Annotated in this window: 18 protein-coding genes; 10 read left to right on the top strand and 8 right to left on the bottom strand. The window is 73.3% G+C overall.

The window, feature by feature from the left end:
• The first annotated feature begins 8 nt into the window (after positions 1-8).
• Positions 9-1391, top strand: a complete 1383-nt coding sequence (locus ACIBCJ_RS08135; protein WP_133885812.1) for a glycine--tRNA ligase — start codon at positions 9-11, stop codon at positions 1389-1391.
• A 129-nt stretch (positions 1392-1520) separates the two neighbouring features.
• On the opposite strand, the gene ACIBCJ_RS08140 is transcribed toward ACIBCJ_RS08135, so the two are convergent.
• Positions 1521-2594 carry a chitinase gene (locus tag ACIBCJ_RS08140; protein WP_362504159.1) on the bottom strand — a complete coding sequence of 358 codons (1074 nt, stop codon included), beginning with the start codon at positions 2592-2594 and terminating at the stop codon, positions 1521-1523.
• Between the two features lie 132 nt (positions 2595-2726).
• Here ACIBCJ_RS08140 and ACIBCJ_RS08145 point away from each other — a divergent pair, with 132 nt between their 5' ends.
• Positions 2727-2909: a hypothetical protein gene (locus ACIBCJ_RS08145; protein WP_365979149.1), complete on the top strand. Its 183-nt coding sequence runs from the start codon at positions 2727-2729 to the stop codon at positions 2907-2909.
• A 3-nt stretch (positions 2910-2912) separates the two neighbouring features.
• Here the strand turns inward: ACIBCJ_RS08145 and ACIBCJ_RS08150 are convergent, their stop codons facing one another.
• On the bottom strand, positions 2913-4067 hold the full coding sequence (locus ACIBCJ_RS08150; protein WP_365979150.1) for a serine hydrolase domain-containing protein: 1155 nt from the start codon (positions 4065-4067) through the stop codon (positions 2913-2915).
• A 70-nt stretch (positions 4068-4137) separates the two neighbouring features.
• Positions 4138-5568 (bottom strand): MFS transporter, encoded by a 1431-nt coding sequence (locus tag ACIBCJ_RS08155; protein WP_365979151.1) that lies wholly within the window; start codon positions 5566-5568, stop codon positions 4138-4140.
• 101 nt (positions 5569-5669) lie between these two features.
• On the opposite strand from ACIBCJ_RS08155, the gene ACIBCJ_RS08160 reads away from it, so the two are divergent.
• The 4 genes from ACIBCJ_RS08160 to ACIBCJ_RS08175 all read left to right on the top strand — a co-directional run bounded on the left by ACIBCJ_RS08160 (position 5670) and on the right by ACIBCJ_RS08175 (position 12718).
• Positions 5670-6575 carry a helix-turn-helix transcriptional regulator gene (locus ACIBCJ_RS08160; RefSeq protein ID WP_362095491.1) on the top strand — a complete coding sequence of 302 codons (906 nt, stop codon included), beginning with the start codon at positions 5670-5672 and terminating at the stop codon, positions 6573-6575.
• Positions 6576-6686: 111 nt separating this feature from the next.
• Positions 6687-7715 carry a histone H1-like repetitive region-containing protein gene (locus tag ACIBCJ_RS08165; RefSeq protein ID WP_365979152.1) on the top strand — a complete coding sequence of 343 codons (1029 nt, stop codon included), beginning with the start codon at positions 6687-6689 and terminating at the stop codon, positions 7713-7715.
• A 10-nt stretch (positions 7716-7725) separates the two neighbouring features.
• Complete coding sequence (locus ACIBCJ_RS08170; protein WP_365979153.1) at positions 7726-12129, top strand: cation-translocating P-type ATPase; 4404 nt, start codon at positions 7726-7728, stop codon at positions 12127-12129.
• Positions 12130-12166: 37 nt separating this feature from the next.
• A complete protein-coding gene (locus ACIBCJ_RS08175; protein WP_365979154.1) occupies positions 12167-12718 on the top strand; it encodes a hypothetical protein in 552 nt (183 codons plus the stop codon).
• A gap of 7 nt (positions 12719-12725) precedes the next feature.
• On the opposite strand, the gene ACIBCJ_RS08180 is transcribed toward ACIBCJ_RS08175, so the two are convergent.
• Positions 12726-14171 (bottom strand): MFS transporter, encoded by a 1446-nt coding sequence (locus ACIBCJ_RS08180; RefSeq protein WP_362504137.1) that lies wholly within the window; start codon positions 14169-14171, stop codon positions 12726-12728.
• Positions 14172-14312: 141 nt separating this feature from the next.
• Between ACIBCJ_RS08180 and dusB the strand changes: the two genes are divergently transcribed.
• Positions 14313-15479 carry a tRNA dihydrouridine synthase DusB gene (gene dusB, locus ACIBCJ_RS08185; RefSeq protein WP_365979155.1) on the top strand — a complete coding sequence of 389 codons (1167 nt, stop codon included), beginning with the start codon at positions 14313-14315 and terminating at the stop codon, positions 15477-15479.
• Here dusB and ACIBCJ_RS08190 read toward each other — a convergent pair whose 3' ends face one another.
• Positions 15480-17267, bottom strand: coding sequence for a CDP-alcohol phosphatidyltransferase (locus tag ACIBCJ_RS08190; protein ID WP_365979156.1), 1788 nt, complete (start codon positions 17265-17267; stop codon positions 15480-15482).
• A 482-nt stretch (positions 17268-17749) separates the two neighbouring features.
• Here ACIBCJ_RS08190 and ppdK point away from each other — a divergent pair, with 482 nt between their 5' ends.
• Positions 17750-20479, top strand: a complete 2730-nt coding sequence (gene ppdK / locus ACIBCJ_RS08195) for a pyruvate, phosphate dikinase (RefSeq protein ID WP_365979157.1) — start codon at positions 17750-17752, stop codon at positions 20477-20479.
• Positions 20480-20754: 275 nt separating this feature from the next.
• Positions 20755-22029 (top strand): acyltransferase, encoded by a 1275-nt coding sequence (locus ACIBCJ_RS08200; protein WP_365979158.1) that lies wholly within the window; start codon positions 20755-20757, stop codon positions 22027-22029.
• A gap of 162 nt (positions 22030-22191) precedes the next feature.
• On the opposite strand, the gene ACIBCJ_RS08205 is transcribed toward ACIBCJ_RS08200, so the two are convergent.
• Entirely contained in the window at positions 22192-22650 is a 459-nt protein-coding gene (locus ACIBCJ_RS08205; RefSeq protein WP_362504125.1) for an excalibur calcium-binding domain-containing protein, read from the bottom strand.
• 182 nt (positions 22651-22832) lie between these two features.
• On the opposite strand from ACIBCJ_RS08205, the gene ACIBCJ_RS08210 reads away from it, so the two are divergent.
• Complete coding sequence (locus ACIBCJ_RS08210; RefSeq protein ID WP_362099269.1) at positions 22833-23765, top strand: oxidoreductase; 933 nt, start codon at positions 22833-22835, stop codon at positions 23763-23765.
• Positions 23766-23783: 18 nt separating this feature from the next.
• On the opposite strand, the gene ACIBCJ_RS08215 is transcribed toward ACIBCJ_RS08210, so the two are convergent.
• Positions 23784-24938 carry an alkaline phosphatase PhoX gene (locus tag ACIBCJ_RS08215; protein WP_365979159.1) on the bottom strand — a complete coding sequence of 385 codons (1155 nt, stop codon included), beginning with the start codon at positions 24936-24938 and terminating at the stop codon, positions 23784-23786.
• Between the two features lie 156 nt (positions 24939-25094).
• Positions 25095-25862 carry a glucose 1-dehydrogenase gene (locus ACIBCJ_RS08220; RefSeq protein ID WP_365979160.1) on the bottom strand — a complete coding sequence of 256 codons (768 nt, stop codon included), beginning with the start codon at positions 25860-25862 and terminating at the stop codon, positions 25095-25097.
• Positions 25863-25873: the final 11 nt, after the last annotated feature.

A 25873-nucleotide genomic window follows, 5' to 3' on the forward strand; every position in this document is an offset into this window, starting at 1 on the left:
AGAGCACCGTGGCCGCCGACAAGATCGACACCATCGTCAGCCTGAGCAAGCGCCGTGGCTTCGTTTTCCCCTGCAGTGAGATCTACGGCGGTCAGCGCGCCGCCTGGGACTACGGTCCGCTCGGTGTCGAGCTCAAGGAGAACCTGAAGCGCCAGTGGTGGCGCTACATGGTCACTTCGCGCGAGGACGTCGTCGGTCTCGACTCCTCCGTGATCCTGGCCCCCGAGGTCTGGGTCGCCTCCGGTCACGTCGCCACCTTCACGGACCCGCTGACCGAGTGCACCTCCTGCCACAAGCGGTTCCGCGCGGACCACCTGGAGGAGGCGTACGAGGAGAAGAAGGGCCACGCCCCGGAGAACGGCCTCGCCGACCTCAACTGCCCCAACTGCGGCAACAAGGGCACCTTCACCGAGCCCAAGCAGTTCTCCGGTCTGCTCTCCACCCACCTCGGCCCGACCCAGGACAGCGGCTCCGTCGCCTACCTGCGGCCCGAGACGGCGCAGGGCATCTTCACCAACTTCGCCCAGGTGCAGACCACTTCGCGCCGCAAGCCGCCGTTCGGCATCGCCCAGATGGGCAAGTCCTTCCGCAACGAGATCACGCCCGGCAACTTCATCTTCCGCACCCGCGAGTTCGAGCAGATGGAGATGGAGTTCTTCGTCAAGCCGGGCGAGGACGAGAAGTGGCAGGAGTACTGGATGGAGCAGCGCTGGAACTGGTACACCGGCCTCGGCATGCGCGAGGAGAACATGCGGTGGTACGAGCACCCCGCCGAGAAGCTCTCCCACTACTCCAAGCGCACCGCCGACATCGAGTACCGCTTCCAGTTCGGCGGCAGCGAGTGGGGCGAGCTGGAGGGTGTCGCCAACCGGACCGACTACGACCTCTCCTCGCACGCCAAGGCCTCCGGCCAGGACCTCTCCTACTACGACCAGGAGGCCCAGGAGCGCTGGACGCCGTACGTCATCGAGCCGGCGGCCGGTGTCGGGCGGGCGATGCTCGCCTTCCTGCTCGACGCGTACATCGAGGACGAGGCGCCGAACGCCAAGGGGAAGCTGGAGAAGCGCACGGTGCTGCGCCTCGACCCGCGGCTGTCCCCGGTGAAGGTCGCCGTGCTGCCGCTGTCCCGCAACCCGGAGCTGTCGCCGAAGGCGAAGGGGCTCGCGCAGGCGCTGCGGCAGAACTGGAACATCGAGTTCGACGACGCCGGTGCGATCGGGCGCCGGTACCGGCGCCAGGACGAGATCGGGACGCCGTTCTGCGTCACCGTCGACTTCGACACGCTGGACGACAACGCGGTGACCGTGCGCGAGCGGGACACCATGAAGCAGGAGCGCGTGTCGCTGGACCAGATCGAGGGGTACCTCGCGTCCCGGCTCGTCGGCTGCTGAACGTCCGTTGCGGTGAGGTGCCGGGGGGCTGCGCCCCCTGGACCCCCGGAACCTGTGCCCACCCCCTGCCGACTCGGTCGGCAGGGGGTGGGCGTCTCAGTTCCGGGGGCTCGGGTTCCGGTTCCCGGGTCAGCGGCCCTGGAGGGATTTCACGTTGTCGCCGAAGGTCCAGTTCTTCGAGCCGTCCCAGTTGAGGGACCAGGTCATCAGGCCCTTGAGGGAGCCGTTGTAGCGGTTCCAGGCCTGGGAGACCAGGGACGGTGACATGTGGCCCCCGCCCGCGCCGGGCTGTGCGGGCAGGCCCGGGACCTGCTTGTCGTAGGGCACCCGGATCGTCGTGCCCTGGATGACCAGTCCCTTGTTCAGGCAGTCGGTCTGGGCGGTGAAGCCCTGCACGGTGCCGGCCGAGTAGGAGTCGCCGGAACAGCCGTACATGCTGCCGTTGTAGTACTGCATGTTCAGCCACCACAGGCGGCCGTTGTCGGCGTACTTCTTGATGACCGGCAGGTACGCGCCCCAGATGGAGCCGTAGACGACGCTGCCGCCGGTGACGTACGCCGTCTCCGGGGCCATCGTGAGGCCGAAGTTCGCGGGCATCCGGGCCAGCACGCCGTCGATGATGCGGATCAGGTTGGCCTGGGACGTGGAGAGTTGGCCGATGCTGCCGCTGCCGGTGAGGCCGGTCTCGATGTCGATGTCGATGCCGTCGAAGTTGTACTTCTTGAGGATCGGCACGATCGTGTCGACGAAACGGTCGGCCACGGCGGTCGAGTTGAGGTCGATGCCGGCCGTGGCACCGCCGATGGAGAGCAGGATCGTCTGCCCCGACGCCTTGGCCGCGCACATCTCCGCGGGCGTCGCCACCTTCACGCCCGCGTCCATCCCGTCCTCCCACAGGGCCGTCCCGTCGGAACGGATCACCGGGAAGGCCGCGTTGAGGACGTTGTAGCCGTGCGCGGCGATGCGGGAGTCGGTGATCGGTGTCCAGCCGAAGGGCGGGTGGACGCCGTTGGCGGCGCCGTCCCAGTTCTCCCAGTAGCCCTGGAGGACCTTGCCGGCGGGCTTCGACTTCACGGCGCAGGTGTCGGCGGCCGGGGCCGGGGCCGCGTCGGTGGGGGCGGCGGACGCGCCGACGGCGGTCAGGGGAGTGAGGACGGCTGCCGCGAGCGCGGCGGCGAACAGGCGGAGTCTGCGACGGGTCATGCGGCTTGCCTCCTGTGTGGGGGTGAGGTGGCGCAGGCATGACAATGCTCTGGTCCAGACCATTCGTCAAGGGAAGGCGGACGGGGTGGTGAGCGTGCAGGCGGGCCGGACGCGGGGACCTTCACGGCCCGCGTGCAGGCGGGCCCGGACGCCGGGACCTTCACGGCCCGCGACGCCCGGGGTACCGCCCGCGCCCTCTTCCGCGCCACCTGCCGCTTCCACAAGCCCGTCCACGCCGGGGAGTGGGGGCAGCCGGTGATCGAGGACGACCTGGAGGACGTCCTCGACCTGGTGACACGCGGCCGGCGCGGCTGAACGTCAGGCGCCGGCCGCGCTCCGCCAGAAGTCCCGCATCAGCGGCGTCGGTTCCGGGCCCGTCATGGCCACCTGGGTGAGCAGGATCGCGGTCGTCCCGGCGGCCGGGACCAGGTGGGCCGTGGTGCCGCTGCCGCCGACCCAGCCGTAGCGGCCCGGCACGTTCCACGGCTCCGCCCGGTCCACGTCGACCTGACCGCCGTAGCCCCAGCCCTGGCCGAGGAGGAAGAGACGGCCCGCCTCGCGCTGGCCGGGCGTCAGGTGGTCGGTGGTCATACGGCTCACCGATGCGGGGGACAGGACCTGCCGGCCGTCCACCGCGCCCCGCGCGTGCAGCATGCGCGCGAAGGCCAGCCAGTCGTCCGCCGTCGAGACCAGCCCGCCGGCCCCGGACGGGAACGGGGGCACGGAACTCCACTGCCCGTCGGGTGTGTCGGAGAGTTCGAGGGCGCCCGCCGCGGTGGGCGTGTACTGGCTGGTGAAGCGGTCCCGCTTCGCGGGCGGCACCTCGAACGCCGTGTCCGCCATGCCCACCGGTTCCAGCAGGCGCTCCGCCAGGGCCTCCGGCAGGGGCCGGCCGGTGACCCGGCTGATCAGCACGCCCTGAAGGTCGGAGCAGGTGTTGTACAGCCAGGCCGCCCCCGGCTGATGCAGCAGCGGCACCCGGGCCAGGCCCGCCAGCCACGCGTCGGGCTCCGGCGCCCGACGCGGGTCCAGGCCTCCCTGGTGCGCCGCGAACAGCGCCTGCGCGCCGGGCAGCGAGAAGTCCGACGGGAAGCCCCAGCCCGCCCGGGAGCTGAGCAGGTCCTCCACCGTGATCGCGCGCTCCGCCGGAACCACGTCGTCCAGGGCGGCGGCCGGGTGGCGCAGCACCATCGGCTTCGACAGCTCCGGCAGCCACGCGTCCACCGGGTCCTCCAGTGCCAGCAGGCCGTCCTCGACCAGCCCCAGCAGGGCCGCGGCCACGATCGGCTTCGTCAGCGACGCGATCCGGAAGAGGCTGTCCCGCGTCATGGGGGCGCTGCCGTCGGTGTCCACCTGCCCGACGGCCACCGCTTGCACGTCGTCACCGCGGGCCACCAGCGCCACGGCCCCCGGCACCGTGCCGTCGTCCACATGCCGCTGCAAGGTGGCGCTCAGTGCGGTCGCGTCGTTCATGGGCGGGCCTCCGGTTCGTCGTCGTCGTGGTGTCGACTCCGTCCGCGTCCGGAACTCATCGGCGGCCGGCTCAGCCGATCCTCCGGGGCAGACGCAGGCCCAGCAGGCCGGTCAGCACCACCGCCGCCAACTGGACCAGCAGCGTCGTCACCAGGGCGTCGCGCATGCCCATGCCCGGGATCAGGGAGAGGAACAGGGTGCCCAGGGTCGCCACGCCCAGGGCCAGCGAGGACTGCTGGACGGTGATCATGACACCGCTGCCGACGCCCGCGCGCGCGGCGGGCACCTCCGACAGGACGACCCGGAAGATCACGGGAAGCTGGAGCGCCTGGCCCGCACCGGCGAGCGCCGCTCCCGGCAGCAGTTCGACCACGCCGAGGCCGGGCCAGGAGCGCCACGCGGCCAGCGTCATCAGGGCGAGACCCACTCCCTGGAGGGCGGCGCCGGTGGGCACGACACGGGTGCCGTAGCGGGCGACCAGCCTCGGTCCTGCGAGGGAGAAGACGAAGAACACCGCCGCGAGCGGGGCCAGCGCCAGCCCCGCGGCCACCGGGCCCAGACCCGCCCCCTGCTGCAACGCCACCGCGATGACGAACATGAAGCCGCTGAAGCCGATCGAGAACGGCACGATGAGCGAGAGGCCGCGGCGCAGCGACACGATCGCGAACAGGCTCGGCGGGACCAGGGGCGTACGGCCGGCCCGGTCCGCCCGGCGCTCCACCGTGAAGAACGCCACCGCCGCGAACGGGAACGCCGCCAGCGACAGCCACGTCCACAGCGGCCAGCCCGCCGCCCGGCCCTCGGTGAGCGGGACCAGCAGGGTCAGGATCGAGGCGGCCAGCAGGAAGGTGCCGGGGACGTCCACCGGCTCGGGGCGCGCGGAGCGGGTCTCGGGGACGGCGCGGGCGGCCAGGACCAGGCCCGCCAGGACGACCGGCACGTTCACCAGGAAGACGGCACGCCAGCCGGTGCCCGCGATGTCGGCGGCCACCAGGACACCGCCCAGGATCTGACCCGCCACCATCGACAGGCCGGCCGTGGCGCCGTACAGGCTCATGGCCTTCGCGCGCCGGGGACCGGACGTGGTCGCCTGGATGGTCGCCAGCACCTGGGGCAGCATCGCGGCGGCCGAGGCGCCCTGCGCCACCCGGGCCGCCACCAGCGACCACGCGTCCGGCGCCAGTCCGCAGGCCAGCGAGGTCAGCCCGAAGGCCGCCATGCCGCCCAGGAACAGGCGGCGCCGTCCGAAGAGGTCGCCGAGCCGGCCGCCGAGAACCAGCAGGACGGCGTACGCCACCCCGTATCCGGCGACGACCAGTTCCAGGACCGCCTCGCCCGCGGACAGGTCGGCGCCGACGGTGGGCAGGGCGACGTTGACGATGAAGAAGTCGACGAGCGGGAGAGCCGCGGCCAGCAGCACGGTGAAGAGCCCGAGGCCGCCGAGCGAGGGCGGGGCCGCGGGGCCCGGACGGACGGGACGTGAAGTGAGGATGTCGGTCACGCGATCGAGCCTGCGGCCGATTCCAGGGTGGTACCAGAGTCTCCTTGTGCTGGTAGTGGAAGTACCTGGCAACAGGGTTCCGCACACGGCACCCTGGAGGCATGACGACAGTGACGGGTCAGGAGACGACGGCACCACCCCGGCCCCGGGACACCGGCTCGGAGATCCGGCGGCACGAACTCGCCGCCTTCCTGCGCAGCCGCCGCGAGCGCATCGCGCCCGAGCAGGTCGGGCTGCCCCGCGGACGGCGCCGCCGCACACCGGGGCTGCGGCGCGAGGAGGTCGCCCAGCTCTCGGCCGTCGGCGTCACCTGGTACACCTGGCTGGAGCAGGCCCGGGACATCCACGTCTCCGTGCAGGTCGTCGACGCACTCGCCCGCGCGCTGCTGCTCGACCCCACCGAGCGCGCCCACCTCTTCCGGCTGGCGGGGACCGTCGATCCGACGCCCGCGACGGCCTGCCCGGCCATCACACCGGCGGTGCGCGCCCTGCTGGAGCAGTTCGAGCCCTACCCGGCCTGTGTGCAGAACAGCCGGTACGACATCCTCGCCCACAACCGCACGTACGGGCTGCTGCTGTGCGACCTGGACGCGGTGCCGCCCGAGGACCGCAACTGCATGGTCCTCTGCTTCACCCACGAGGAGTGGCGCTCCTCGATCGTCCACCTGGAGGAGACGCAGCGGCTGATGGCCGCCCGGTTCCGCGCGACGATGGCCGGCCACCTCGCCGAGCCCGCCTGGAAGATGCTGCTCAAGCGACTGCGCACCCAGTCGCCGGAGTTCCGGGAGGCCTGGGAGCGGCACGAGGTCGTCGCGCACCGCGGGAAGCGCAAGGAGTTCCTCAACCGGCACGTCGGCCGCATCCGCGTCGACCACACCGACCTGTGGCTCGGTCCGGAACCCGGGCCCCGGATGGTGACGTACGCACCGGCCGACGAGGTCTCCCGGGAGCGGCTGGAGAAGCTGCACGCGATCGCCCGGGAGCGGGAGCCGGCTGCCTCGGGCTGAGCGCCCGAGGTGCGGGAACCCCGGGAAATGCGGAAGGTGATGTTCCCGGGGTTTCCCAGGCTTGCCACAGCCCGGGTTCCCACCGCACGGACAGGGCGAGGACGAACAGTCATGGCTGAGCAGAAGTCGGCGCGGACACTTCCGCGGCCGTTGCACGCGGCCGCTTCGGCGGTGCGGAAGGTGCCGGGTGCCGAGACGGTGGGCAGGGTCGCCGAGGGCGCGCTGGACAGGATCGGGGAGGTGTCGCCGCGCGGGCGGCGCGTGCTCGTCTACACGGGCGCCGGGGTGCTGGGCGTCGCCGGACTGGTGGAGTGGCCGGTGGCGGCCACCGGAGCGGCGGTGGCCTGGCTGACGCAGCAGCGCGGGCGGAACGGGCAGGCCCGGCAGAACGGGAACGGCAACGGGAGCGGGAGCGCGGCGAAGGGCCGCGCGGGGGCGGGCGCCGGTAACGGTGCCCAGGGCGCCACCGGCACGAACACGGCGACGAAGCCCGCCCGGACGTCGGCCAGGAAGACCACCGCCAGGGCGGCCGCCACGAAGACGGCCGGCACGGGCGGTACGGCCGGTGCGGGACGGACGGCCAGTACGGCCGGTGCGGCCAGGACGGGCACGTCGGGCGCCGGCGGGGCGAAGAAGACCACCGGTGCCGCCAAGTCCACGGCCGGGTCCGCGGCCGCCAAGTCCGCCGCCAAGTCCGCCGCCAGGTCGGCGGCCACCACGGCCGCCGCTGCGAAGAAGTCCGCCGCGAAGAAGACGACCGCGAACAAGGCCACGGCGAACAAGGCCACGGCGAACAAGGCCACGGCGAACAGGGCCACGGCGAACAGGGCCACGGCGAAGAAGACGACGGCCAGGAAGACGGCGGCCAAGAGCACCGCGGCGAAGAAGACGGCGGCCAAGAGCACCGCGGCGAAGAAGACGGCGGCGAACGGGACCACGGCCAAGAAGACGACCGCCAAGAAGACGACCGCCAAGAAGACGACCGCCAGGAAGAGCCCCGCCAAGACCACCGCGTCGCCCACTCGGAGCAAGAGCCGGTCGGGAAACAAGACGGCCTCCAGCCGGCCCTCCGCCACCGGCGGCAACCGCGGGCGCGGCCGCAGGACGGCCGCCTCCTCGCGCACCCGCAAGTCCGGCTGAGGGGGAGCCGATGCCCGGTGGACTGCTGACGCGTTCCCAGGATGCCGTCACGGGGTTCGTGCTGGCCGGACCCCGGCTGCTCGCGCGCGGCACCGCGCCCGCCGTGGGCGCCGCGGCCGGCGCGGCGGCGGGCACCGCACGGGCCGGTGTGCGCGGCGCGGACTTCGCGGCGCGGGCGGCCCGGGTCGCCCGCGCCGCGCTGCCCGGCGGGCCGCGGGAGTGGCGGGCCGGACACCGGGCGCACCTCGCGCTGCGGCCGGCCGCGACGGACGAGGTGCGCCGGGCGGGCGGCACGGAACGCGTGGCGCGGCAGGTGGCGGAGGCCCTGGCCGAGCACCCGGACGTGCTGCTCGCCTACTGGGACACCGGACTCGCCCGGCTGGTGGTGACCGCGACCGAGGACCGGCTCACCGACCGCGTCGTCGACCACGCCGCAGAACTCGCCGAGCGTCACGGACTCGCCCGCGCGGACCGGGCCGGCCGGACGGTTCCGGACGACCCGGACGAGGCGGACCACCCCGGCGACCCGGCCCCGGTGCGGGTCGCGGCGGTCGCGCTCGGGGCCGACGTGCTCGGCGTCGCCGCCGCCGTGACCGGTGCGCGGCTCCGCCTGCCGGCCTCGCCCCGCCTGGTCACGGCCGTGACGACCCTCCTGCGTGAGAACCCGGCCTTCCGGGCCTGGCTGCGCGAGCGGCTCGGCGACCACCGCATGGACGTGGCGCTGGCCGCCGCCAACGCCGCCGCCCACGGCGCCGGACAGAGCCCCACCTCGCTGGTGCTCGACGGGGCGCTGCGGGTCTGCCAGTTGACGGAGGCGCTGGCGAGGGGAGCCGCCTTCGAGGTCGTGCACGACCGGCTGTGCGTCCCCGGCCGGGGCAGCCTGCCCGCCGGAGGTGCCCTGCGCCCGCCGCCGCGCACCTCGCCGGCCCAGGAGTACGCCGCCCACGCCTCGGCCGGCAGCGTGGCGGGCGCCGCGGCGACCCTGCTGGTCAAGCACGACGTGACGGAGGCGGCGGAGGCGGTGCTCGCCGGTTCGCCGAAGGCCGCGCGTTACGGACCCGCCGCCTTCCACGCCGTGCTGAGCGCCGCGCTGTCCCGTACCGGGGTGCTCGTGCGCGATCCCGGGCGGCTGCGGCAGCTGGAGATGGCCCGCACGGTCGTCCTGCACCCCAGCGCGCTGCGGGTGCCGGACGCGGGCGCGGACCCGTGGACCGAGGACGTGCTGGACGCCGCGCGGCGCGCGGGACTGCGCGTGGTCATGGTGGAGGACCCGGCGCTGGCCGACTTCACCGGTCTCGCCGACCAGGTCGTCGGTGCCGGGCGCCCGCTCGCGGACGTCGTGGCCGGGCTGCGCTCCGAGGGCGGCGTCATCACCGTCGTACGTCCGCTGCCCGGCGACGACGCGTCCGTGTCGGCCGGGCTGCTCGCCGGGGACGTGGCCGTCGCGCTGGCCGACGTCGACTCGCCGGTGGCCTGGGGTGCGGACGTGCTCGCGCCGCAGGGGCTCGCGGACGTGTGGCGGGTGCTGCGGGCGGTGCCGGTGGCCCGCGCGGTCGGGAGCCGCTCGCAGACGCTGGCCCGGTCAGGGGCCGCGCTGTCCGGGCTGCTGGTGGCGGTCGGCGAGGCGCGCGGCAGACGCCGGGGCGGGGTGTCCTCGCTGGTGGGGATGCGGCACGCGCCGGTGGACGCGAGCGCGGCGGTGGCCCTGCTGTCCGGGACGCGGGCCGCGCTCGGCGTGGCCATGGCCCGCGCCCCGCACCCCCGGGCCCGGGTCGCGTGGCACGCGCTGCACCCGGACGACGTACGGGAGCGGCTGGAGCGGGAGCGCGAACCCGAGCCGACCGCCGTCGAACAGGCCACCGCCCGGCTGCGGGCGGCCGCCGAGCGGGCGGGCCACGTGCCCGCGCTGGCCCCGGCGCGCTGGTCGTGGCAGCTGGCCCGAGCCGTACGCGGCGAGCTGGACGACCCGCTCACCCCGGTGCTCGCGGTCGGCTCGGCCGCCTCGGCCATCCTCGGGTCGGTCGTCGACGCGATGCTCGTGGTCGGCGCCCTCGACCTGAACGCGCTGGTCGGCGGCTTCCAGCGGCTGCGCGCCGAGCGGGCGCTGTCCGGACTGCTGGCGGAGCAGAAGCAGAAGGCCCGGGTGACCGAGGAGCACATCGGCCCGGACAGCGCGGAGTGGGCGGCGGAGGGCGAGCCGCGGATCGTGGACGCGGCCAAGCTGCACCCCGGCCACGTGATCGAGCTGAAGGCCGACGACGTGGTGCCGGCGGACGCCCGGCTGCTGTGGGAGGACGGCCTGGAGGTGGACGAGTCCGCGCTGACCGGCGAGTCGCTTCCGGTGGACAAGTCCGTGGACCCGGCGCCCCGGGCGCCCGTCGCCGAGCGGTTCTGCATGGTCTTCGAGGGCACCACCGTGGTGGCCGGCCGGGCCCGCGCCGTCGTCGTCGACACCGGAGACCACACCGAGGCGGCGCGTGCGGTGGCGCTGGCGGCCCGGACGCCGTCGGCGGCCGGAGTGCAGGCCAGGCTCCAGGAGCTGACCCGCAAGGCGCTGCCGCTCACCCTGGCGGGCGGCGCCGCGGTGACCGGTATCTCGCTGCTGCGCGGGGCGCCGATCCGGCAGGCCGTCGCCGGCGGCGTGTCGGTTGCGGTGGCCGCCGTGCCCGAGGGGCTGCCGCTGGTGGCGACGGTGGCCCAGCTCGCCGCGGCCCGCCGGCTGAGCCGCCGGGGCGTCCTGGTGCGCACCCCGCGCACGCTGGAGGCGCTCGGCCGGATGGACACCGTCTGCTTCGACAAGACGGGCACCCTCACCGAGAACAGGCTCCGGCTGTCGCGGGTCGCGGGCCCCGACGGCGCGGTCCGCAGGGCGGGCGACCCGGACGCCGCCGACGCCGTACGGACCGCCGCGCGCGCCTGTCCCCGGCTGGACGGCGACGGGGCCCGGCCCACCCACGCCACCGACGAGGCGGTCCTGGACGCGGCCGGGGACGACCCGAAGTGGACGCAGCTGGAGGGACTGCCCTTCGAGACCTCCCGCGGCTACGCCGCCGCCGTCGGACGCGAGGGCGCGAGGGGCCGCGCCGTGCTGGTGGTCAAGGGCGCCCCGGAGACGGTGCTGCCCGCCTGCGCCGGCCTGCCCGCGGACGCCATCGAGGTGGCGCAGCGTCTCGCCGGTGCCGGACTGCGCATCATCGCGGTGGCGCGACGGACCCTGGCCAAGGGCGAGAAGGCGGCCGACGTCATCGAACAGCGGCCCGCGGGGCTGGAGTTCACCGGTCTGCTGGCCCTCGCCGACGTGCCCCGGGAGACCTCCCCGGCGCTGGTGCGCGGGTTGCGCGAGGCGGGCGTGCGGCCGGTGGTGCTCACCGGCGACCATCCGCAGACCGCGCACGCCATCGCCGTCGACCTGGGCTGGCCCGAGGACGCGGTCGTCGTCACCGGCGACGAACTCGCCGCCGCCGACCGCACGGCCCGCTCCCGGATGCTGCGCGACGCGGACGTCGTGGCCCGGGTGGCGCCCGAGCAGAAGCTCCAGGTCGTCGAGTCGCTGCGGGACGCCGGAAGGGTCGTCGGCATGGTCGGCGACGGCGCCAACGACGCCGCCGCGATCCGGGCCGCCGACATCGGCGTCGGCATCAGCGCCCGCGGCTCGGCCGCCGCCCGCAACGCCGCCGACCTGGTGGTCACGGGTGACGACCTGCTGGTGCTGGTGGAGGCGGTGCGGGAGGGCCGGGCGCTGTGGCACAGCGTCGCCGACGCCATCGCCATCCTGATCGGCGGCAACGCGGGCGAGGTCGGCTTCGGCATCCTCGGCACGGTGCTGGCGGGCTCGTCCCCGCTGTCCACCCGCCAGATGCTGCTGGTCAACCTGTTCACCGACCTGTTCCCGGCGATGGCGGTAGCGGTGACCAAGACGGGGGATCCGGAGCAGGAGGCCGCCGACGCGGGCGCGCCCCTCGGCGCGGCGGTGCTGGGCGAACCCCTCATCCGGCAGATCCGGCACCGGGCCCTGACCACGGCCCTCGGAGCGACCGCGGCCTGGCTGCTCGGCCGCTTCACGCCGGGCACGGAGCGGCGCTCGACGACCATGGCGCTGTGCGCGGTCGTCGGCACCCAGCTCGCCCAGACCCTCGCCGACCGCCGCGACAGCCGCCTCGTCCAGGTCACCTCCCTGGGCTCCGCCGTCGCCCTGATCGCCCTCGTTCAGACCCCCGGCGTCAGCCGCCTCTTCGGCTGCACCCCGCTGGGCCCGGTCGCCTGGACCGGCGTGGCCGCGGCGATCACGCTGGCACTGGCGGGACAGCGGGCGCTGCCCGGTGTGGAGGACGCGATCGGCACGTACTGGCCGAAGGTTGCGGAGCGGCTGCCGGTGGCGAAATGGGGTGCGGGGCCGCAGGGCGCGAGGGGATGATGCGCGGGTCCGCCGTCGTCGGCCGAAAGGCGTGTCCGTGCTTGCTCTGGACGAGATCCGGACGCTGCTGAGGGAACACGACGACCCGGACCACCGGGAACGGCCCCGGGACTTCGACCCGCGTGAAGCGGTGCGCCGCTTCGACTTGCTCACGGGCGCGCTCAGGCGGCGTTTCGGGCCGTCCGTCCGGGCGGGTCTCCACCAGGACTCCAGCGCGTGCGGACGGTGCTCGGTCCCCGCCGACGGCGCCGGTCCCGCCGGGGGACTGTGGGTCGAGCTGAGCAACTTCGGCGGCTTCGTCACCGCCGGTACGGGCACGCACTGGACCGCGGACTCCGCGACGGGCCTGAGCGGGGAGTTCGTGACGTGGCTGGACGAGGTGTGCACGGCGTCGGGATGCGTCGTCGTCCCGCTCGACGTGCTGCTGGAGCCGTACGACGGCCCGACCCCGACCCTGGTGGACGAGGACCGGATCCTCGTGGAGGCCCTCGCCGCGCTCCTACCCGAGGACGGGGACGGCGAGGACGACGAGGACGGGGACGACGACCTGCGGGCGGTCTGGGCCGACCGGTACTTCGACTACGTGTGAGTCACCGTCACACCCCCGCCCGCGCCGACTCCCGCACCTCCGGCGCACGCAGGCGCTCCGCCGTCCGCTCCGCCGTGCGGTGGGCCCAGCGCCCGCTGGTGACGGCGCCGAGGACGAGGACCGCCAGGCCGCAGGCGGCCAGGATCCACCAGCCGGGGCGGGCGGCGGAGACGAAGGTGTCGCGGTACGACGACGCGCCCACGCCCGTCGCCAGCACCGCGCCGATCACCGCCACGCCGAGGGTCTGGCCCAGCTGGCGGCTGGTCGAGGCGACGGCCGCGGCGACCCCGGCCTGGGCGCGGGGCATGCCGGAGACCGCGGTGTTGGTGATGGGCGCGTTGACGAAGCCGAAGCCGACCCCGAACAGGACGTAGCCGAGGAAGAGGGTGAGGTCGGAGGTCTCGGCCTCGAAGGCGGCGAACAGCGTCCCGCTGACCGTCAGCGCGCCGCCCGCGATCAGCAGCGGCAGGCGCGGCCCCCGGCTGCCGACCAGGCGGCCGGAGAGCGGGGCGCACAGGAAGGTCGGGACGGCCATCGGCAGCATCCACAGGCCGGCCTCCAGGGCGCTCAGCCCGCGCACGTTCTGGAGGTACAGCGTGGACAGGAACAGGAAGCCGCCCAGCGCGGCGAAGGCGCTGACCGCGATGACGGTGGCCCCGCTGAACGGCGCCGACCGGAAGAACCTCAGCTCGATGAGGGGGTCGGTGCGCCGGGGCTCGTGCACGAGCAGGCCGATCAGCGCGGCCAGCGCCAGCACCGCGAAGGGCAGCACGCTGGTGAACCCGGCGTCCGGCGCCTCGATGATCGCGTAGGTCAGGGAGCCGAACAGCACGATCACCATCAGCTGGCCCAGCGGGTCGGGCCGGCGGGCCTTCGGCGCGCGGGACTCGGGGACGAAGCGGAGGGTGAGGAGGAGGGCGGCCAGGCCCACCGGCAGGTTGACCCAGAAGATCGAGCGCCAGCCGACCGACTCGACCAGCACCCCGCCCACCAGCGGACCGGCGGCCATGGATATGCCGACCACCGCGCCCCAGACGCCGATCGCGCGGGCGCGCTCGCGCGGGTCGGTGAAGGTGTTGGTGATGATCGACATGGCCACCGGGTTGAGCATCGAACCGCCCACCGCCTGCATCATCCGGAAGACGATCAGCGAGGACAGACCGGGAGCCAGCGAGCACAGCAGCGAGCCGATGGTGAAGATCACCAGGCCGGTCATGAAGACCCGCTTGCGGCCGATCCGGTCGGCGGTGGAGCCGGAGAGCATCAGCAGCGCGGCCAGCACCAGCGTGTACGCGTCGATGGCCCACTGAAGCCCCGACGTGCTCGCGTGCAGATCGCGCTGCATGGAGGGGAGGGCGACGTTGAGGATCGTGTTGTCGATGCTCACGATCAGCAGACTCATGCAGCAGATGGCGAGCACGAGCATGCGGCGGCGACGGGTCAGCTCGGGCATGGACTCCATCGTACGCCCGTTTCGATAGTGCGGCTAACTAATGACCCATACATGATCCTCGCCGCCCCGCCGCCCCGCCGCCCTTCGCCCGGCCGCACCGAGCCGCGACGGGCACCGCCGCGCGTACGTGACAATGGAGGAATGTCCACGCTCACCACGCCCGCCCCCCACGCCACCGCCGCGCCGCTGCGGATCGGCCCGCACACCGTCGCGCCGCCCGTGGTGCTGGCCCCGATGGCGGGGATCACCAACGCTCCCTTCCGCACGCTGTGCCGTGAGTTCAGTGGCGGCAAGGGCCTGTTCGTGAGCGAGATGATCACCACGCGGGCCCTGGTCGAGCGCAACGAGAAGACCATGCAGCTCATCCACTTCGACGCGACCGAGACCCCGCGCTCGATCCAGCTGTACGGCGTGGACCCGGTGACCGTCGGCAAGGCCGTCCGCATGATCGCGGAGGAGGACCTCGCCGACCACATCGACCTGAACTTCGGCTGCCCGGTCCCCAAGGTCACCCGCAAGGGCGGCGGCTCGGCCCTGCCGTACAAGCGGAACCTGCTGCGGGCCATCGTCCGCGAGGCCGTCACCGGCGCCGGGGACCTTCCCGTCACCATGAAGATGCGCAAGGGCATCGACGACGACCACCTCACCTTCCTCGACGCGGGCCGCATCGCCGTCGAGGAGGGCGTGAGCGCCATCGCCCTGCACGGCCGCACCACCGCCCAGCACTACGGCGGCACCGCCGACTGGGACGCCATCGCCCGCCTCAAGGAGCACGTCCCGGAGATCCCGGTGCTCGGCAACGGCGACATCTGGTGCGCCGAGGACGCGCTGCGGATGGTCCGGGAGACCGGCTGCGACGGCGTCGTCGTCGGGCGCGGGTGCCTGGGACGGCCGTGGCTCTTCGCCGACCTGGTCGCCGCCTTCGAGGGGCGCACCGACTCCTTCGTCCGGCCCACCCTGCGCGAGGTCGCCGACGTCATGGTCCGGCACGCCACGCTGCTGGGGGAGTGGATCGGCGACGAGGCGCGCGGCGTCATCGACTTCCGCAAGCACGTCGCCTGGTACCTCAAGGGCTTCGCCGTCGGCTCCGAGATGCGCAAGCGGCTCGGGATCACCTCCTCGCTGGAGGCGCTGCGCGCCGGGCTGGACGAGCTGGACCTCGACCAGCCCTGGCCGGCCGGCGCCGACGGCCCCCGAGGCCGTACCTCCGGCAACAACCGGGTGGTCCTGCCGGACGGCTGGCTCAAGGACCCGTACGACTGCGCGGGCGTCGGCGAGGACGCGGAGCTGGACACCTCCGGCGGCTGATCAGCCACCGGCCCCGGTGGGGTGCGGGACGGAGCCGTACGCCGTCAGGAAGCGGTCGCGGAAGGAACTCATCGGCCACACCGGGGCGTCCTCGGCGGGCCTGAGGCCCTCCGTCCAGTTCCAGTCGTCGATCGCGTCGAGCACCTTCGGGTCCTTGGCGACGACCGACACCGGGACGTCGCGGCTCGCCCGGTCGCCGCTGACCCGGGCGAGCGGCTGGTGGTCGCCGAGGAAGACGAGGACGGTGTCGTCGGTGCCGTAGCGCTCCAGCCACTGCGTGAGGCTGGTGACCGAGTACTGGATCGACTTGCCGTACTCCTCCTTCGAGCGGGCGGAGTCGGTGATGACGTCGGCCGCCTTCACGCCCGACGCCTCGATGCCGTCGTACACCGACCCGTCGCCGATCTCGTCCCAGCCGACCGTCCGCGGGATCGGCGCCCAGGGCTGGTGGCTGGAGGTGAGGATGACCTCCGCCATCAGCGGCCTGTCGCGTTTCCTGCCGTGCTCCAGGCGCTGGAACGCCTCCAGCGCGTACTGGTCGGGCATCGTCGACCAGCTGAACTTCGGTCCCCGGTAGCCCATGCCGAAGGCGTCGTACACCTTGTCCAGGCCGTACCAGCCGGCCTCCGGCCAGGCCTTCTGCACCCCGGGCATGATCCCGACGGTGTCCCAGTCGCCGGTCTTCTCGAACGCCTTGGTGAGGGTGAGGTGGTCGCCGGCGGTGACGGTGCGGTAGCGCTGCTGGTTGTCCACCCACAGGCCGGACAGGAAGGTGGAGTGCCCGAGCCAGCTGCTGCCGCCGTACGTCGCCGAGGTCAGCCAGCCGCTGCGGGCGTGGAAGCCCGCCTTCGCCAGCGCATCGGTGCGCGCGTCCAGGGTCCGGTCGACACCCGGTGCCATCACCGGGTCCTCGATCGCGCTGCGACCGTAGCTCTCGATGAACGTGAAGATCATGTCCTTGCCGCGCAGGTCCGGCACGAGCTGCGCGCCGGGCGTGGCGCCGAAGCGGTCCGCCTTCGCCTCCTTCGCGAAGGCCGCCTCGTCCCTGAGCGTGTCCACGACCCGGTGCGCCTGCGCCTCGGCCGCCCGGGAGGCGCTGCTGGTGGCGACCGGCAGGCCGAAGGTCTGCACGCCCAGCGCCACGCAGGTCATCCACACGGTGCCCGTCATCAGCGCGCCCCGCGCCGCCCGCTCCCGGTGCGCGGCGAGCAGCTCGCCGAGCCGGACCGCCGCCAGCGCCGTGAGCACCAGCAGCGCGGCGGCCAGCACGACGGCTCCCACCGCGGCCCAGGCCGCCGCCGCCCCGCCCATCGAGTCCGCCACGAAGGACTGGGCGTCGTCGAGCAGGCTCCAGTCCAGGACCAGGTTGAAGCTCCGGCCCAGATACTCGGTGAAGCCCATGTCGAGCAGGTTCAGCACGGTCAGGGCGCCGAGCGCGGTCCCGAACAGCGCCGCCGCCACCAGACGCGGCACCCGGGGCAGGCAGAGCAGCAGCACCGCCGCGATGACCGCCTCCACCGGGATCCGCGCGAACCGGCTGGGCTCCAGGGCGGTGAGCGTGTTCGGCAGCAGCAGGGCGCCGAGCACGAGAATGGCCGAAAGTGCGGTCGTGCTCCGGCGGACGACGAGGGCGGTCCGCGGGTGCCGGGTGCGCCACGCCCGGTGGCGCGCGAGACGGGCCCGCAGGGCCCGCACGGCACCGGACGGGGCGGAACCGGGTGCGCCGGGGGTCTCGGGGCCGCCGTCGGCGGGCTGCGACGGCCGGGGAGAAGGCGTGATGACGGGCACCCGAAGGTCCTTCCGTGCGAAACCCGGTGGACGGCGGGCCCCGGCGAGGGGGCCGGGACCCGCCGCACTCTCCTACGTCCCGCGCGAGCGGTCCGTTCACCGGTCCGGATGGTGAAATCCGGCTGTCTGTGGAAGCGTGATTCTCGCCACCTCTGATAGGGCCTGCGCTCAGATGAGCGGATCATGGGCGATTCCACTTCTCCAAAGGGTGGCACTGAGTGCCATGCCTTGATCGTTCATCGATCGAACTCAAGCGTGGAGAATGATGCTCAGATGAGCGACACGACCCGTGTTCGAGCGGGCTTGAGTTCAAGAAGTGAAAACATTGGCCATCGGTCGCTTGCCAAGCCTTGACTTTCGATCCGCTGGCGGACGAGTGGTTACGGGCGCATGACGCGCAAGTGGACGTACCCAGGTGCCTTTGATCTGGGTAGATTCCTCGCCGTCAGGGCAGCCACCGCGTCCTCGAGGAGTCGAGACCCGTGTCGGAAAACAAAGATCCCCAGGTAGCGAACGCGCCGAAGTTCGTTTACGACTTCACCGAGGGCAACAAGGACCTCAAGGACCTCCTCGGCGGCAAGGGCGCCAACCTCGCCGAGATGACCAACCTGGGTCTGCCGGTCCCTCCCGGTTTCACGATCACCACCGAGGCCTGCAAGACCTACCTCGACAGCGGCGAGGAGCCGGCGGCCCTGCGCGACGAGGTGAGCGCGCACCTCGACGCCCTCGAAGAGAAGATGGGCAAGAAGCTCGGCCAGGCCGACGACCCGCTCCTCGTGTCGGTGCGCTCCGGGGCCAAGTTCTCCATGCCCGGCATGATGGACACGGTCCTCAACATCGGCCTCTCCGACAAGTCGGTGCAGGGCCTGGCCCAGCAGGCCGGCGACGACCGCTTCGCCTGGGACTCCTACCGCCGCCTGATCCAGATGTTCGGCAAGACCGTCCTCGGCGTCGACGGCGAACTCTTCGAGGACGCGCTGGAGTCGGCGAAGGCCGCCAAGAAGGTCGCGGTCGACACCGAGCTGGAGGCCGCCGACCTCAAGAAGCTCGTCACCAAGTTCAAGAAGATCGTCAAGACCGAGGCCGACCGGGACTTCCCGCAGGACGCGCGCGAGCAGATGGACCTCGCCATCAAGGCGGTCTTCGACTCCTGGAACGGCGAGCGCGCCAAGCTCTACCGCCGCCAGGAGCGCATCCCGCACGACCTCGGCACCGCCGTCAACGTGTGCTCCATGGTCTTCGGCAACCTCGGCCCCGACTCCGGCACCGGCGTCGCCTTCACCCGCGACCCCGCCTCGGGCCACCAGGGCGTCTACGGCGACTACCTCCAGAACGCCCAGGGCGAGGACGTCGTCGCCGGCATCCGCAACACCGTCGCGCTGGCGGAGCTGGAGCAGATCGACAAAAAGTCGTACGACCAGCTGATGCAGATCATGGAGACGCTGGAGAACCACTACCTGGACCTCTGCGACATCGAGTTCACCATCGAGCGCGGCCAGCTGTGGATGCTCCAGACCCGCGTCGGCAAGCGCACCGCGGGCGCCGCCTTCCGCATCGCCACCCAGCTCGTCGACCAGGGGCTGATCGACGAGGCCGAGGCCCTCCAGCGGGTCACCGGCGCCCAGCTCGCGCAGCTGATGTTCCCCCGCTTCGACGAGGAGGCGAAGGTCGAGAAGGTCGGCCGGGGCATCGCGGCCTCGCCCGGCGCGGCGGTCGGCAAGGCGGTCTTCGACTCGTACACCGCCGTCAAGTGGTCCCGGTCCGGCGAGAAGGTCATCCTGGTGCGCCGCGAGACCAACCCCGACGACCTGGACGGCATGATCGCCGCCGAGGGCATCCTGACCTCGCGCGGCGGCAAGACCTCCCACGCGGCCGTCGTCGCCCGCGGCATGGGCAAGACCTGTGTCTGCGGTGCCGAGGAGCTGGAGGTCGACACCAAGCGCCGCCGGATGACCGTGCCCGGCGGGCACGTCGTCGAGGAGGGCGACGTGATCTCCATCGACGGCTCCTCCGGCAAGGTCTACCTCGGCGAGGTGCCGGTCGTGCCGTCGCCGGTCGTCGAGTACTTCGAGGGCCGCATGCACGCGGGTGCCGAGGACGCCGACGAGCTGGTCGAGGCCGTGCACCGGATCATGGCCTTCGCCGACCGCAAGCGCCGGCTGCGGGTGCGGGCCAACGCCGACAACGCCGAGGACGCGCTGCGCGCCCGCCGCTTCGGCGCCCAGGGCATCGGCCTGTGCCGCACCGAGCACATGTTCCTCGGCGACCGGCGCGAGCTGGTCGAGCGGCTGATCCTGGCCGACACCGAGGCCGTGCGCGAGGAGTCCCTGAAGGAGCTGCTGCCGCTCCAGAAGCAGGACTTCGTCCAGCTCTTCGAGTCGATGGACGGGCTGCCCGTCACCGTCCGCCTCCTCGACCCGCCGCTGCACGAGTTCCTGCCCGACATCACCGAGCTGTCGGTGCGCGTCGCGCTCGCCGAGTCCCGGCAGGAGCCGCACGAGAACGAACTGCGGCTGCTCCAGGCCGTGCACCGGCTGCACGAGCAGAACCCGATGCTGGGCCTGCGCGGTGTGCGTCTCGGGCTGGTCATCCCCGGCCTGTTCACCATGCAGGTCCGCGCGATCGCCGAGGCAGCGGCCGAGCGCAAGGCGGCCAAGGGCGACCCGCGCGCCGAGATCATGATCCCGCTGGTCGGCACCGTCCAGGAGCTGGAGATCGTCCGCGAGGAGGCCGACCAGGTCATCGCCGAGGTCGAGGCCGCCACCGGCACCAGGCTCAAGCTGTCGATCGGCACGATGATCGAGCTGCCGCGCGCCGCGCTGACCGCCGGCCAGATCGCCGAGGCCGCGGAGTTCTTCTCCTTCGGCACCAACGACCTGACCCAGACCGTGTGGGGCTTCAGCCGCGACGACGTCGAGGCCAGCTTCTTCACGGCCTACCTGGAGAAGGGCATCTTCGGCGTCTCCCCGTTCGAGACCATCGACAAGGACGGCGTCGGCTCCCTGGTCGCCGCCGCCGCGAAGGCCGGCCGCGCCACGCGCCCCGACCTCAAGCTCGGTGTCTGCGGCGAGCACGGCGGTGACCCGGAGTCCGTCCACTTCTTCCACGAGGTGGGCCTGGACTACGTCTCCTGCTCCCCGTTCCGGATCCCGGTGGCCCGCCTGGAGGCAGGCCGGGCGGCGTCGCGGTCGAAGGGCAGCGACCACCGGTAGGTCACCGAAAGGGGCACGAAGCCCCGGAGCCGCCGTCTGTCACCCGACCACCCTCACCGATCGGCGGCGGCTCCGGACCACGAGGAAGGGCGGCACCCGTGCGGGGGTGCCGCCCTTCGCACGTCGCCGGCCGCCTCCCGCGGCACCTCTCGTCGGTCCGCCTTTTGTGACGCGTTCAACGGTGTGAACTCCCGTGGACTGAGCAGCAGCTAGCTGTCAGCGAAGTTGGCGGGCCCTGGCGACGGACAGCGGCCGACACCCGGAACGGTGGTTGGATGACGCAGACGGAGCACAGGGAAGCGGTCGCCACGGCCGGCCGGGACGGGAGGGGGGACAGGGCCGCGGACGCGGTGCCCAGCCCCCGCACCGGCGTGCGGGAGCGGGTCCCCGAGGCCGGGCCTCCGGTGGCCAGGAACCGGCTCGCGGCGCTGGACGGACTGCGCTTCCTCGCGGCCCTGTCCGTCGTCTTCTTCCACTTCGTCGGCCAGGTCCCCTCCACCATGGAGACCATCTGGGGCCGCCCCGTCGACACCGTCTTCCCTGACGCGCACGCCACCTTCGCCTACGGCCGGCTCGGCGTCGAACTCTTCTTCCTCATCAGCGGATTCGTCATCTGCATGAGCGCGTGGGGCCGTACCCCACGGGACTTCTTCATCTCCCGCGTCACCCGGCTCTACCCGATGTACTGGGCGGCCGTCGCCATCACGGCCTGCGTGATCTACTTCGCCGACAACCCGTTCGGGCAGCCGCACCCGCGCGTCATCTTCGCCAACCTGACGATGCTCCAGACGCCGCTCGGCGTCGACAACCTGGACTCCGTCTACTGGACGCTCTGGCCCGAGCTGTGCTTCTACCTCACCTTCGCGGTCGTGGTGTGGAAGGGCCTGACCTACCAGCGCGTGGTGATCTACTGCGGCCTGTGGACCGTCGCCGCGGTGCTCGCGCCCAGCGCCGACATCCACCTGCTCACGCTGCTGGTGAACCCGCCGTCCGCCCCGTACTTCATCGCGGGCATGGCCTTCTACCTGATGTACCGCTACCGGCCGACGCCGCTGCTGTGGGGCATCGTCGCCATGTCGTGGCTGGTGGCGCTGCACTACCTGCTGACCCCCGACGGGGGCCGCCTCAACTGGGACTCGTGGCAGCCGGGACGCGGCTGGCTGGTCCTGGTCATCACGGTCTTCTTCCTGCTGATCGCCGCCGTCGCCCTCGGCTGGACCAGCCGCATCCGCTGGCGCGGGCTGACCGTCGCGGGCACGCTGACCTTCCCGCTGTACCTGCTGCACGACGCCATCGGCGTCAACCTCCTGCACCGTTTCGGCGACCGGGCCGATCCCTGGGTGATGGTCGGCGTCGTCGTCGGCGCCCTGGTCGCGCTGGCCTACGTGGTGCAGCGGTTCGTCGAGCGCCCGGTGGCCCGGGCCGCGCGGCGCTGGCTCAGCAGCGCCGCCTTCAGCCTCAAGACGCCGGAGCCCCGCCCGAAGTCGCCGGAGGCCCGCCCGAGGCCCGCGGAGGCCCGCCGGAAGCCGCCGGAGGCCCGTCCGAGGTAGGCGGAGGCCCGCCCGGGGTCGTCGGAGACCGGTCCGGAGTCGTCGGGGCCGGTCCGAGGAGGCCGGAGCCCCGCCGCCGTCGGGCGGACGGGCTCCGGGCCCCTGCGCCGGGCACCGGCGCTCCGGCCGGGCGCTCCGGTTCCGGGTGCTGCGGCCGGACGGTCAGGCGGCGCCGTCGTCCCGGCGCCGGCGGGCGGCCAGCAGCAGCCCGCCGCCCGCGAGCACGACGATCCCGCCGCCCGCCGCGATGTACGGTGTGCTGTCGCCGCCGCCGGTCTCGGCGAGGTCGGTGCCCTTGTCCCGCTGCCCGTCGGTGTCCCCGCCGCCCTCCGCGCTGCCGGAGTCCTTCCCGCTCCCGGCACCCGCCGCGTCGCCGGTGTCCCGGTCGCTCGCGGGCACGAAGCCGGCCGGCGGCTTGTCGCAGCCGACGCCGTCCCGGTCGCGGTCCAGGTGCTCGCCGTAGTGCTCGTCACCCTTCTCGATGTCGGAGTACCCGGCGTCGTACGCCTCGGTGCAGTTCTTGAACGGGTGGGCGCCGTCGTGCGCCTGGGCGGCGGCCGGCAGGGCGGCCAGGGCCAGCGCGGCGACGGTCACGGCGGCGGGCTTGCGGAGCAGCTTCATCGAGAGTCCCGGGAATGGTGTGGATGAGCGGATATGAGGTGACGAAGCTAGTGAGGTGGCGAAAGCGTGGTGGTCATATGGAGGACTCGTGACGAGAACGTGACGTGACCGGACGGTAGCTCTCCGCTCAGGCCCGCGGGACGCGTACGGTGAGACGGTCCGGACCAGCGAAGGAGCCGCGGATGACCGGCTGGAACACGGGTGACATCCCCGACCTGGAGGGACGCGTCGCCGTCGTCACCGGGGCCAACGGCGGCCTCGGCCACGTGATCGCCCGGGAGCTGGCCCGCAAGGGCGCGACGGTCGTCCTCGCCTGCCGCAGCGAGGCACGGGGGAGCGCGGTCGTGGAGCGCATCCTCGGCGAGGTGCCCACCGCCGCCGTGGAGGTGGCGCGACTGGACCTCGGCGACCTGGGCTCGGTCCGGGAATTCGCCTACGGGCTGCCGTACGAGCGGGTCGACCTCCTCGTCAACAACGCCGGGGTGATGGCGCTGGCGCACGGGACCACGGCGGACGGCTTCGAGACCCAGTTCGGCGTCAACCACCTGGGCCATTTCGCCCTCACCGGGCTGCTGCTGCCCTCCCTGCTCGCGGCGCCCGGCGCCCGGATCGTGACCGTCTCCAGCATGCTGCACGCGCTGGCCAGGGTCGATCCGCGCGACCTCAACAGCGTGCGGCGGTACGGGCGCTGGACCGCCTACGCCCGCTCGAAGTCGGCCAACCTGCTCTTCACCCACGAGCTGGCGCGCCGGCTCGCGGCACGGGAGGGCGCCTCGGACGTCCGCGCGGTCGCCGCCCACCCCGGATACGCCGGGACCGGGCTGCACACCGCCGGGCCCCGCGCCGAGGGACGCCGGGTCACCGAGCGGCTGATGCTGCTCGGCAGCCGGGCCGTCGCCCAGTCCCCCGAGGCCGGCGCGCTGCCCGTGCTGTACGCGGCGACCGCGCCCGGCGTCCCCTCCGACTCCTTCACCGGCCCGTCCTTCGCGATGTGGCGCGGGGCGCCCGCACCGTCCTGGCGGGCGCCCTGGACCATCGACGACACGATGGGGGAGCGGCTGTGGGCCGCCTCCGAGCGGCTGACGGGGGTCGTCTACGAGCCGCTGCTGCCCTGACCGCGGTCCTTCCCCGGCTCAGCCGCGGAACGGCCCGCGCACCTCGTAGGTGATCCCGCCGGACGAACTTCCGCTCGTACCGCGCTGGCTGGAGAAGTACAGCCGGGTGCCGTCCGGCGAGAACGCGGGGCCGGTGATCTCCGAGCCGGACTGCCCGTCGACGCGGAGGAACGGGGCGATCACGTCGTCCGGCGTGATCACACAGATCTCCATGTTGCCGCCGTCCTCCGCGACGAACAGGTCGCCCGAGGAAGTGCCGGTGACGTTGTCGACACCGGTCAGCGGGGCCGTGCCCGAGGTCACCAGGGAATCGTCGTAGGCGAGTTCGATGGTTCCGGCGGACGCGTCGTACTGCCAGACGCGGTTGTCGCCCTTGGTGGTGAACCAGCAGGTGTCGTCCGCGTAGTAGCAGCCCTCGCCGCCGTTGAAGCGCTTGGCGCCCGGGACCTGGTCGCGGGTCGCGGTGGCACCGGAGGGATCGGGGACCCGCGCCCAGGACACCGGTCCGCCGGCGGCCGAGCCCGCCACCAGCACCTCCAGCGTGCCGGAGGACAGATCGCCCCAGGTCGCCGGGCGGAAGCGGTAGAAGCAGCCGTCGGTGACGTCCTCCGTCAGGTACACCACCTTGCGGACGGGATCGGCCGCCGCCGCCTCGTGCTTGAAGCGGCCCATGGCGTCCCGTCGCACCGCCGCCTTCACGCCCCACGGGTCGGTCTCGTAGACGTAGCCGCGGTCCACCTCCTCGCAGGACAGCCAGGTGTTCCACGGGGTCCGGCCGCCCGCGCAGTTCTGCCGGGTGCCGGAGAGCACGCGGTACGCCGAGGTGACGGCCCCCGTGGACGAGAAGCGCACCGCGCTCGCGCCGCCGGAGGGGTTGACCTCCGAGTTGGAGACGTAGATCCAGCCGGAGCCGTCCGCGTAGCAGGCGCCACCGTCCGGTGCGCTGTGCCAGGTGTACGACGTGCCCGCGACCTTCTGGCCGGAACGGGCGATCACCCTGCTCGTGAAGCCGGCCGGCAGGCGCAGGCCGTTGGCGTCCGCCGAGCCGAGGGCCCCGTAGGGTCCGCTGCCGGGTTGTGCGGGGGCGGCGTACGCGGCGCTGCGCCACAGGGTTCCGCCGAGGGCGGCCGAGCCGCCGACGACGGCCGTGCGCAGGAGGGTACGACGATCCACTGCTGCCTCCGGGTGTCATGGCCCTCCCGCCGCCGGGTGGCGGCGGGAGCGTGCGCTCACGGACCCTAGGACGGCTTGGTTGACGGTCCATGGACAACTCATGACGGGCCGGCGGCGGCTCCGGTGGCGGGCGGCGGGTGCGGGCGGACCGTCGGGTCAGGCGGTCTGGCCGCCGTCCACCACCAGGTCCGTGCCCACCACCGACGCCGCGTCGTCCGACGCCAGGTACAGCACGGCCGCCGCGACCTCCGCCACCGCCGACACCCGGCCGAGAGGCGTCTCCCCGCGCATCCGCTCGTCCCGCCCCGCCTCGGTCTCGCCCGGCCGCAGGGACATCGAGGTGGCGGTGGCGCCGGGGCTGACCGCGTTGATGCGGACGCCGTCCCCGACGTGGTCCAGGGCGGCACCCCGGGTGAGGGCCGAGACGGCCGCCTTGGTCGCCGCGTAGGCCGCGGCGCCCGGGCTGCGCTTGTGCGCCCCGAAGGTGGAGGCGACGTTCACGATCGTGCCGCCGCCCGGCTGGGCGCGCATCTGCCGGACCTCCGCGCGCAGCGCGAGGAACACGCCGGTGAGGTTGATGTCGAGCTGCGCGTGCCAGTCCTCGTCGGCCAGGTCGGCCAGGGGTGCCCCGCCGCGGAAGACGCCCGCGTTGTTCACCGCCACGTCGAGGGAGCCGAAGTGCTCCACGGCCGCGGCCACGAGGGCGTCCACGTCGGCCGGCCGGGTGACGTCGGCGGACACGGCCAGCGCCTTGCCGCCCGCCTCCTCGATCAGGGCGGCGGTCTCGTCGAGCGGTCCCCGGGTCCGCCCGGCGACGACGACGTGCGCGCCCTCGGCGGCGAGGGCGAGTGCGACGGCCCGGCCGATGCCGGAACCGGCTCCGGTGACGAGGGCCGTCCTGCCGGTGAAGCGCTGGATGGTCATGGATCTCCCCT

Source organism: Streptomyces sp. NPDC051136 (assembly GCF_044455745.1).
Classification (GTDB): domain Bacteria; phylum Actinomycetota; class Actinomycetes; order Streptomycetales; family Streptomycetaceae; genus Streptomyces.

Excerpts from the sequence above, each read along its gene's own strand:
- ACIBCJ_RS08180 (WP_362504137.1), bottom strand. The coding sequence starts at position 14,171 with ATGCCCGAGCTGACCCGTCGCCGCCGCATGCTCGTGCTCGCCATCTGC.
- ACIBCJ_RS08160 (WP_362095491.1), top strand. The coding sequence starts at position 5,670 with ATGACGACAGTGACGGGTCAGGAGACGACGGCACCACCCCGGCCCCGG.
- ACIBCJ_RS08210 (WP_362099269.1), top strand. The coding sequence starts at position 22,833 with ATGACCGGCTGGAACACGGGTGACATCCCCGACCTGGAGGGACGCGTC.
- ACIBCJ_RS08170 (WP_365979153.1), top strand. The coding sequence starts at position 7,726 with ATGCCCGGTGGACTGCTGACGCGTTCCCAGGATGCCGTCACGGGGTTC.
- ACIBCJ_RS08205 (WP_362504125.1), bottom strand. The coding sequence starts at position 22,650 with ATGAAGCTGCTCCGCAAGCCCGCCGCCGTGACCGTCGCCGCGCTGGCC.
- ACIBCJ_RS08200 (WP_365979158.1), top strand. The coding sequence starts at position 20,755 with ATGACGCAGACGGAGCACAGGGAAGCGGTCGCCACGGCCGGCCGGGAC.
- ACIBCJ_RS08165 (WP_365979152.1), top strand. The coding sequence starts at position 6,687 with ATGGCTGAGCAGAAGTCGGCGCGGACACTTCCGCGGCCGTTGCACGCG.
- ACIBCJ_RS08150 (WP_365979150.1), bottom strand. The coding sequence starts at position 4,067 with ATGAACGACGCGACCGCACTGAGCGCCACCTTGCAGCGGCATGTGGAC.
- ACIBCJ_RS08220 (WP_365979160.1), bottom strand. The coding sequence starts at position 25,862 with ATGACCATCCAGCGCTTCACCGGCAGGACGGCCCTCGTCACCGGAGCC.
- ACIBCJ_RS08140 (WP_362504159.1), bottom strand. The coding sequence starts at position 2,594 with ATGACCCGTCGCAGACTCCGCCTGTTCGCCGCCGCGCTCGCGGCAGCC.
- dusB (WP_365979155.1), top strand. The coding sequence starts at position 14,313 with ATGTCCACGCTCACCACGCCCGCCCCCCACGCCACCGCCGCGCCGCTG.